7 protein-coding genes, 1 tRNA gene and 1 rRNA gene are annotated in these 9,551 nt (G+C 34.5%); 2 read left to right on the plus strand and 7 right to left on the minus strand.

What is annotated here, in order from left to right:
- The first annotated feature begins 142 nt into the window (after positions 1–142).
- Entirely contained in the window at positions 143–409 is a 267-nt protein-coding gene (locus JOD07_RS06905) for a DUF1294 domain-containing protein (RefSeq protein ID WP_158739246.1), read from the plus strand.
- On the opposite strand, the gene glgB is transcribed toward JOD07_RS06905, so the two are convergent.
- A complete protein-coding gene (gene glgB / locus JOD07_RS06910) occupies positions 389–2,602 on the minus strand; it encodes a 1,4-alpha-glucan branching protein GlgB (protein ID WP_204612990.1) in 2,214 nt (737 codons plus the stop codon). The two genes, JOD07_RS06905 and glgB, sit on opposite strands and share 21 nt — an antisense overlap.
- Before the next feature lie 315 nt (positions 2,603–2,917).
- Between glgB and JOD07_RS06915 the strand changes: the two genes are divergently transcribed.
- Positions 2,918–4,420 carry a hypothetical protein gene (locus JOD07_RS06915; RefSeq protein ID WP_158739248.1) on the plus strand — a complete coding sequence of 501 codons (1,503 nt, stop codon included), beginning with the start codon at positions 2,918–2,920 and terminating at the stop codon, positions 4,418–4,420.
- A 26-nt stretch (positions 4,421–4,446) separates the two neighbouring features.
- On the opposite strand, the gene JOD07_RS06920 is transcribed toward JOD07_RS06915, so the two are convergent.
- The 6 genes from JOD07_RS06920 to rrf form a co-directional block, all read right to left on the minus strand.
- Positions 4,447–5,136 (minus strand): S24 family peptidase, encoded by a 690-nt coding sequence (locus tag JOD07_RS06920; protein WP_158739249.1) that lies wholly within the window; start codon positions 5,134–5,136, stop codon positions 4,447–4,449.
- A 119-nt stretch (positions 5,137–5,255) separates the two neighbouring features.
- Positions 5,256–6,668, minus strand: a complete 1,413-nt coding sequence (locus tag JOD07_RS06925; RefSeq protein ID WP_204612992.1) for a carbon starvation CstA family protein — start codon at positions 6,666–6,668, stop codon at positions 5,256–5,258.
- Between the two features lie 139 nt (positions 6,669–6,807).
- On the minus strand, positions 6,808–7,566 hold the full coding sequence (locus JOD07_RS06930; RefSeq protein ID WP_204612994.1) for a LytR/AlgR family response regulator transcription factor: 759 nt from the start codon (positions 7,564–7,566) through the stop codon (positions 6,808–6,810).
- A complete protein-coding gene (locus JOD07_RS06935) occupies positions 7,544–9,253 on the minus strand; it encodes a sensor histidine kinase (protein ID WP_204613002.1) in 1,710 nt (569 codons plus the stop codon). Before JOD07_RS06935 ends, JOD07_RS06930 begins: the two co-directional genes overlap by 23 nt.
- Positions 9,254–9,377: 124 nt before the next feature.
- Positions 9,378–9,448: transfer RNA gene (locus tag JOD07_RS06940), tRNA-Gly, on the minus strand.
- A gap of 4 nt (positions 9,449–9,452) precedes the next feature.
- Positions 9,453–9,551: ribosomal RNA gene (rrf, locus tag JOD07_RS06945) — 5S ribosomal RNA — on the minus strand; the annotation flags it as partial.

Genomic DNA, 9,551 nt, shown 5'->3' on the forward strand with positions numbered 1-9,551 from the left:
TTTCAAACAACAAAAAACCTGTTTGAGACACTACTCCCAAACAGGTAAGTCTTTCGTTTTAACTTTTTAACATTGTAACTTAGAAAACAACGTTGTATAATAAAACAGAAATTAAAGCCAGTATTAAGAACCGAGGTGTAGAATGAAAATATATGTCATTATTATTTTTATACTACTCAATCTTCTCTCATGGAGTACATTTGGGGTAGATAAAAGAAAAGCTTTAAAAAATCAATGGAGAACTTCTGAAAAAACATTGCTCACTTTATCCTTCTTTGGTCCCTTTGGAGCACTGCTTGGCATGAAGACCTTTCATCATAAAACGAAGAAAATCAAATTTAAGATCTTGATTCCATTGTTCTTGTTTTTACAAATCGTTCTTTATCTATTATTCTTCTACCCTTTTTAAGATCGTCATACCCAAAGGTGGAATTCTAAGTTCAATGCTGTATGCTCTTCCATCCCATTCCCTATGATCAGCTGTAATGACTTGTTCATTTAGTACATTGCTTCCGCCATATTTAGAGTGGTCGCTATTAAAAATCTCTTTGTAGTTTCCTTGGGCTGGCACTCCAATTCTATGTTGAAAATGGGGGACCGGAGTAAAGTTACATACAAAAATCAAAGTATCTTTCGGATTCTTTCCTTTTCTTACAAAAGAAACCATGCTGACATCAGCATCAGACGCATTAATCCATTCAAATCCTTCTCCAGTAAAATCATATTCCCAAAAAGCACTCTCTTTTAAATAAAGGTGATTCAAATCTTTAATATATTCTTGCATTCCCTTATGCTTTTCAAACTGAAGTAAATGCCAGTCAAGGCTTTTTGCTTCGCTCCATTCATTAAACTGAGCAATCTCTCCTCCCATAAACAGGAGCTTTTTACCAGGATGTCCATACATAAACCCATAAGCAACTCTAAGATTAGCAAATTTTTGCCAGTAGTCTCCCGGCATTTTACTAATCATAGAACCTTTTCCGTGTACCACTTCATCATGGGAAAGGACTAAAATGAAATTTTCTGTAAATGCATAAAGCAATCCAAAAGTCAAATCATTATGATGATATTTTCTATGTATAGGATCTTTTTTCATATATCTTAGAAAATCATTCATCCATCCCATATTCCATTTGAGTCCAAAACCTAAACCGCCTATATCGGTTGGTCTTGATACATTAGGCCAGGCTGTTGACTCCTCTGCAATCATCATAATACCCGGAAACTTCTGATATACTATGGAGTTAAGATGTTTAAAAAATTCTACTGCTTCTAAGTTCTCACGGCCTCCATACTTATTTGGAATCCAATTACCGTCTGTCTTTCCATAGTCCAGGTAAAGCATGGATGCTACTGCATCTACCCTTAATCCATCAATATGATATTTTTCAAACCAGAAAATCGCATTAGCAATCAAAAACAATTTTACTTCAATACGACCATAATTGAAAATCAATGTTCCCCAATCCGGATGTTCCCCTTGTCTGGGATCTTCATGTTCATAAAGAGCAGTACCATCAAATCGGATCAGGCCATAAGAATCCTTGGGAAAATGGGCAGGAACCCAATCCAATATCACTCCTATATTATTTTGATGGCAGTAATCTACAAAATACATAAAGTCTTCCGGAGTTCCAAAACGACTGGTAGGTGCATAGTATCCGGTTACCTGGTATCCCCAGGAACCATCATAAGGATGCTCCGTAATCGGCAATAATTCGATGTGGGTATATCCCATCGCTTTAACATAGTCTACCAGCTTATGAGCGGCTTCTCTATATGTTAAATACCTGTTCCCTTCTTCCGGAACTCTCATCCATGAACCAAGATGCACTTCGTATATGGATACCGGCTGATTTAATGGATCTGTTTTCTGACGTTTCTCCATCCATTGTGCATCATTCCATTGATATTTATTAATATCATAGACAATCGAAGCACTATTGGGTCTTACTTCCATATAATTTCCATAAGGGTCTGATTTTTCAAGTAAATAGTCTTCTCTTGTCTTTATTTCATACTTATAAATATCTCCTTCCGACACACCAGGAATAAACAGCTCCCATATACCACTGTAACCTAAACATCTCATAGGATGTCTTCTTCCATCCCATCCGTTAAAATCCCCTATAACACTTACCCGTTTTGCATTTGGCGCCCATACTGCAAATAAAACTCCATCCACTCCATCAATCGTCATGGGATGCGAACCTAATTTTTCAAATATTTTATAATGAGTGCCTTGCCCAAAAAGATATTTGTCAAAGTCAGTTATATATGGATTAAAAGAATAGGGATCATAAGTTGTCCACTGATTACCCAGATAATCGGCAATACTTAATCGATATCTGAATATTGTCGGACGATCAGGTATTACAGCTTCAAAAAATCCATCACTACAAACTTTTTTCATATCATATTTTTGCTCAGGTTTTTCATCATCTATTACTTCTATACTGGCTGCCTGAGGAATAAAAGCCCGTACAACCACAGCCTTTTTCCCATCTACCTCTACTTCATGCATTCCCAGGATATGATGCGGATCTCTGTGTTCAGACCTTAAGATTTCAAATACTTCTACAAGACTCGCTGTTGTTTCCATAAACATCGCTGCAGTTATCTTTAATAACCACAGCTTCCCCCCTTCACTTTATGTTAATCCATATGTCAAATAATTTGGGTCATATTGCTAGTAAAATTTATTCTATCATGTTTTTAAGTCATATACAATAAGTTCCAGTAAGTTTTGCTTATTTTCTATCTAATAAAAAACTTCATATTTTTACAATTATCTTTCAGATATTTTATGTTAATGTATATTCCAGTCGATTTAAATTTTCCCGTTGAAATTAATTCTTGGTATGTTACAATTATGAATGGCACAAATTAAAGATTTATAATGGAAGGAGAAGTTTGTTTGAACAGTGAAAACAATAATTTAGAGACGAATTTAAGTGCTTCATTTAAAGAAAGCGTTCCTCTTGCATTTTTAAATTTTCTTAAAAGTACCATTGGGATATCTTCAAATGAGTTTATTCCATATATTGATGGAATGGATGAGAAAATTGAGCAAATCGCAGATTATGTTAAAAATGTCCTACTTTCTTTAGAAGATATTTTAAACGAAGCAAGTACCCAAAAATTCAATAGAATACAAGAACTAATCAACTATAAAAACACTATTTCCAATCTGTTTTGCATTGCATATGGATATGTTACAGAACTTAATATTCTTTCGTTTATCATAGAAGAACAGTATCAATTGGAACAATTTAAAAAATCCGATATAGGAGTTTTAGACTATGATCATTTTTATGAAGAATGTTCCTCATTTATTTTTCATCATTCAAAAGATGAAGATAAAATGCAAAGACTACGTGAAGTTTTAAAACATATTCCTATTAGAATAACAAAAGATAAATTCTATGACTACATAGAAAAAAGCATTGAATTGATAGAAGTAAGCGAGGATCCAAAAGAATTAGAACGTTTTTTTGACATGTTAAAACTTCAGTTTATTGGAACAAGTGTAGATGGATATGAAGAATTTCTGCCAGATATCGTTTCTTCTATCAATCATATTAAGTCTCAGGATTTACTAAAAATGAATGAAGATGATATTACTGCATTGTGGGAAGAAGTTGAAATAACCGGTGATATTTTATCAAAAATCATTATGATCTTATCTCTGCTTTACAAAGCGCTGAATGCTCTTTCTATTCTTATCATGTTAGAAAACGTAAATTTGCAAACACTCTATAATCGGCATGTCGCTTATAAAGATTTTTATTTATCTGCTTCTACCATCGTAAACTGGGCTTCAGACCCTGAAGAAAGAGAATTACTGGTTGAAACACTGCCGGATTTACTGGACAGACATATTGAAATACTTGAATCAAATCTTGAGAAAAAACATTCTGAAATTATGAGACAAATTCAAAAGAAAAATGAAGATCTAGATTTATTGTCCAAAGAAATTCAAAACTATCAACTGGTTCTATACTATTTGAATACAGATTTATCTGACCTCTTTAGTTATGAAAGAAAATCAAAAGCTTCTGTAACGATGGACAAGATTTTAAAGCCTTATATCGAAGAATTTAAACATTTTATAGATGAGCAACTTCAAGTTATGCCTAATATATTCAGAAAAGCAAGAATGCAGCACTTTTTGGGTATTCTTCCTCCAGCCATGAACGAAAAAGAATTTAGGCATTATTTGCAGAACGCTATAGAATCCTGTTCTACAGAAGAAAGAAAAGCTCTTGTTTTGAGCAAAATAGGCATCATAATGGATTCCAGCGGATTTTTTGACCATGATCATCAAAGCTGTGACTGCGGTCATGACCATCATCACGATCATCATCATGACGAAGAGCACTTTCATATCCATGACCATAATCATCATCATTACCATTAAAATAACTCCCATACACTGTATGGGAGTTATAATATGTTAATCTCTATTCTGATCAGCTTGGCCAAAATTTTAATTTCTTGAGGAGATACTGTACGAGTTTTAACGACACCTCTGTTTTCAATAAGTAAAAGCTGGCTTTGAGAAAGCTTTTTGATTTGTCTAAGCATCCTTTTTCCATCATATTCAATAAAGTAAAATCCCTGATTATTGAACTCATGGGTTGAAAATGCGAGTACCAGATCCCCTTTCATCATCCTGAAACCAAGCATATCATCATCTTCTACAGTCAAATAGAAAACTTTGTCTTTAGAAAAACCCTCTACTTTATTGTCCACTACAGGAAGCTGCCTGCTGCCCGTCACATTAGAAAGGGTATAATCATAAATGGGTACTGTTTTAAGTACAGAAGAAAAAGCATCATTCCAGATAGGTTCTATAGGAGCTGTTTCGGTGTCTTTTCTTTTTTCGATTTTTTTAACTGATGCTCTTTTCTCTTCTTTATTTTCTTCAAAAAAGTCATCATTTATTACCCCATCCTCGATAGGCTCTCCTAATATTTTAGAAAATGTATGCAGGATAGTACTGTTAATGATCTTTCTTCCAGTTTCCATTTCTTCTAAAGCTTTTTCTGAAATCCCTGCTTTTTTAGCCAGTTGCTTTCTGGTCATTCCTTTTTTATTTCTAAGATCAGCTATTTGTTGTCCTAATCTGCTCATAATTTCCTCCAATAATATATGTTCTTTTTTATATTATATCAAATAAAGCTTGAATTTCAAACTAAGAAAAGTCTTACGACACAAAATAGGCCTGCCCAAAGGCAAGCCTAGAATTCTCTTTATTTTGATATTTGATTTGCAACATTTGATTTGCCGATCACCATTTTACCTATAAATACTCCAAAAGCAACAATTGCTGCTATAATGCCCACAGGATATCCTATAGAATCTGGTAATGAAAATCCTTCTGGAGCAACCAAAATATAAGTTGAAGTAACTGCTGTCATAAAGGTAGCTGGTATGGTAGCGATCCAGTGAAGCTTATTATTCTTCACCAAATAAACTGCTGATGCCCATAAAGCAATCATCGCTAAAGTTTGGTTGGACCAAGCAAAGTACCTCCAAATAATCGTAAAGTCAATGAAACATAAAGCAACGCCTACGATAAATAGTGGTATTGCGATCACAAAACGGTTTTTTACTGGGTTTTGCTTATAATGAAGCGCATCTGCAATCGTTAATCTTGCACTTCTAAAAGCTGTGTCCCCTGATGTAATAGGGCAGGCAACAACACCTAAAAGTGCTAAAGCTCCTCCAACTTTCCCAAGTAAAGAAGTAGATATTGTATTAACAACCACAGCAGCTTCTCCTGCTTGTGCTAATCCTTCAGTACCGCCAAAGAATGTCATAGATGCTGCTGCCCATATAAGAGCGATAAGTCCTTCTGCGATCATTGCTCCATAAAATACTCTTCTTCCTTCCCGTTCAGTTCTAAGGCAACGGACCATAATTGGAGATTGGGTAGCATGGAAACCACTGATCGCACCACAGGCAATAGTAATAAATAAAAATGGGAATATTGCTTTTCCTGATGGATGCAGGTTTTGCAAAGTTAATTCCGGTATTTGATAACCTTTTACAAATAAGCCTATTGTTACGCCAAATGCCATGATGAAAAGACATGCACCAAAAATCGGATATATTTTTGCAATAATTTTGTCTACAGGGAGTACAGTCGCTAACAAATAATATATAATAATAACTCCAATCCAAGTATACTTATTTACACCAGTTAAAGTTTGAAGCAATCCTGCTGGTCCTGTAACAAATACAACCCCAACCAGAACCAAAAGTATTACAGAAAATACTCTCATAATATTCTTTGCGTATTTACCCATATATATCCCAACGATTTCTGCAATACTTTCACCATTATGACGAAGAGAAAGCATTCCTGAAAAGTAATCATGAACTGCTCCTGCAAATATACTTCCGAGAACAATCCATAAGAAAGCTACAGGCCCCCATAAAGCACCGGATACAGCACCAAAAATAGGTCCTAATCCTGCAATGTTTAAGAATTGAACCAAAAATGCTCTTTTCCAATCGAGAGGAACAAAATCTACACCATCTGCCTTTGTTACTGCTGGCGTTTCTGCATTAGGATCAATTCCAAAGATTTTTTCTACAACCTTTCCATAGATCACATACCCAAGTATTAATGCAACCACAGCTAATATAAAAGTTATCATAGCAAATCCCCCTCTTCATATTTGATGGACTTTTATTAGTTCTATACATACAGTATATCATTCAAAAACAGTTTTTTGTTAAATTTTTAATAAAATGCAAAAAATACAACCTAAACGGTTGTATTTTTTGCGTAAACGGTTATGTCAGATGAAGTCTTTCTTTAAACTCTTTTATGTTTCTTCTGCTGATGGGAATTTCATCATTCATGCCTTTAATTTTTATAATATAGGTATTATTAAACCAAGGAATAATTTCGCTTATAGCGTCCAGATTCACCAAAAAACTCCTATGACATCTAAAAAAATTTTCCTTGGGAAGAATTTCTTCCAAATGCCCTAAAGTTCCTTCCACTCTATACCGGTCTTCATTGGTTACAATTATAATTTCTCCATTCTCTACCATACAGAATAATATATCTTCTATGTTTAATAGTATAATTCGATCATTTTTCCAGACAGGCAACTTATGCGGATTGTTAACTGGTCTTTTTTGCAATAACTGTTCCAGTGCAGTTTTTGTATTCAGAATCTGATTTTGTCTGTACTTTTCCATAATGCGATGAACGGTTTTTTGTAATCTTTTTTCCGAAAATGGTTTTAGCACATAATCCACTGCGTTAATTTCAAAAGCTTGAATGGCATATTCGTCAAATGCTGTTACAAATACAATAAACGTACCTAGGTCTGCTTTTATGATTTCACTGGCAACCATAAATCCATTAAGTTCAGGCATTTCAATATCTAGGAAAACAATATCTGGTTTTTCTTTCAAGATCTGTTCAAGAGCTTTTACTGAATTGGTAAATGCCCCTATAATTTCTATATCTTTTTTCTGACTTAGTATATATTTTAATTCCTCTAATGCTGGTTTTTCATCATCCACTAATATCGCTTTCAACTTTTTTACACCCCTTTAAAGGAATACGAATGATTACCGTTGTGCCATGGCCTAAATCGCTGTCTATTTCAAGTTTATGTCCATATATACTTTGGAGACGATTATTTACATTGCTCACTCCTACCCCTTCTTTTTTACATCTTGTATCCAGCAAGCACTGTACTTGATCTTTGCTCATTCCAACACCATCATCTTTTATTTTAATGATCGCCTCTTTATTTTCACTGTAAGCACTGATTTTTACTGTGCCACCTTCACTCTTTGGAAGTAATCCGTGTTTGACCGCATTTTCTACGATTGGCTGCAATATAAGGGGCGGAATCGCTATGTTCATATTGGGTTCAATATCATATTCCACTTTTAACCGTTCTGAAAACCTGGCTTGTTCAATTGACAAATAAGCTTCTACAAGTTGTATTTCTTTTTCTAAAGGAATAAAATCCTCTTGATTTTTAAAACTGCTTCTTAAATAATAACTTAGTTTTAAGAGCAATTCTCTTGCCTGATTTGGATCTGTTCTACAAAATGAAACAATGGTATTTAGCGCATTGAACAAAAAATGGGGTTGAATCTGAGCTTGTAGAGCTTTAATTTCTGATTGACTCAGTAATTCTTTTTGGTAATCAATCTGGCTTAATTCCAACTGGGTAGAAAATAGATGTCCTAATCCTTTGGCTAGTTCTATATCAGAAGAAGTAATGCTGTTTTCTCTGTTTTTGTAAAGTTTTAAAGTCCCTATGGTTTTTTCTTGCTCCTTTAACGGAACAACAATAACAGATTTTAAAGAGCAATTTTTATTAATACAATCTATTTCGTCTCTTTCTTGAGCAACCATAAATCTGCCTTCTTCTATAACTCTTTTTGTTATATTGGTACGAATATTATCTCCTTTTTTATGATGGTCATCGCCTAAACCAACATGAGCTAATATTTTTTCTGTATTGGTTATAGCAACAGCTGCCGATCCTGTCATTTTATAAATAATTTCAGCAGTTTCTTGTGCTGAAAACTCATTGAGCCCCTTCCTTAAATAAGGAAGAGTGCAATTGGCAATATTGAGTGCTAATTGTGCTTTCAGCGCCCCTGCCTTTTCCTGTTCATCATATATTTGCTCAATCAGAATAACAAATATTCCAATACCCATAGCATTGATAAAAGTCATAGGCATAAAAATAAGCCTTACCAAATAAAAAGCCTCATCAAAAGGCCTTGAAATTAATAAAATAATTACCATCTGTATAGTTTCTACTATTATTCCAATTAAAATTCCATAAAGCCATTTGTCCTGCTTTTCTTCTATATATTTTTTAAATCTTCCTCCGATCAAACCGCCTATAATTGTAGATATTCCGCAAGCAAAAGAAGTTAAGGGACCTCCTCGAACAAACATTCTGTGAATACCTGCAATCAATCCTGCTCCAGTACCTACCGCTGTTCCTCCAAGCATCCCTGCTGCTACCACTACAATTGAACGCGAATTGGCTATACCTCCGTGAACTGGAATTCCCCAATAGGTGAATAATATTCCAAGCCCTCCGAAGACAAAAGAAAAAAAGATTTTATCATATAGACTAAGTTTTTCCTTTAAAACATATCTTTTAAAAAAATTAGACTTTGATAGCAAGAATACAAATACTACTATAATTCCCAACTTATTCAATAAACCTTCCAATAAGATTAAAAGCATTTTCTCCCCCTACTCACTCCATTGACTTCATTAAATATTTTAACATATCTTTTTTTTAAATTAAACAATAAAAAAACTCCTGAACGAATTCAGGAGATTGATTTCACGATCTATGCATTCAAAAAGCGGGTGATGGGAATCGAACCCACGTATCCAGCTTGGAAGGCTGGTGTTCTACCATTGAACTACACCCGCATAACTTCGGCAGCCACCTACTCTCCCAGGCAGTCTCCCGCCAAGTACCATCGGCCGTCTATGGCTTAACCATCATGTTCGGTATGGGTATGGGTGTTTCCCA

The organism is Defluviitalea raffinosedens (genome assembly GCF_016908775.1).
Classification (GTDB): Bacteria; Bacillota; Clostridia; order Lachnospirales; family Defluviitaleaceae; genus Defluviitalea; species Defluviitalea raffinosedens.

Bases quoted from the DNA above. Each gene is read 5' to 3' on its own strand.
- JOD07_RS06905 (WP_158739246.1), top strand. From the start codon at position 143: ATGAAAATATATGTCATTATTATTTTTATACTACTCAATCTTCTCTCA.
- glgB (WP_204612990.1), bottom strand. From the start codon at position 2,602: ATGGAAACAACAGCGAGTCTTGTAGAAGTATTTGAAATCTTAAGGTCT.
- JOD07_RS06920 (WP_158739249.1), bottom strand. From the start codon at position 5,136: ATGAGCAGATTAGGACAACAAATAGCTGATCTTAGAAATAAAAAAGGA.
- JOD07_RS06925 (WP_204612992.1), bottom strand. From the start codon at position 6,668: ATGATAACTTTTATATTAGCTGTGGTTGCATTAATACTTGGGTATGTG.
- JOD07_RS06935 (WP_204613002.1), bottom strand. From the start codon at position 9,253: ATGCTTTTAATCTTATTGGAAGGTTTATTGAATAAGTTGGGAATTATA.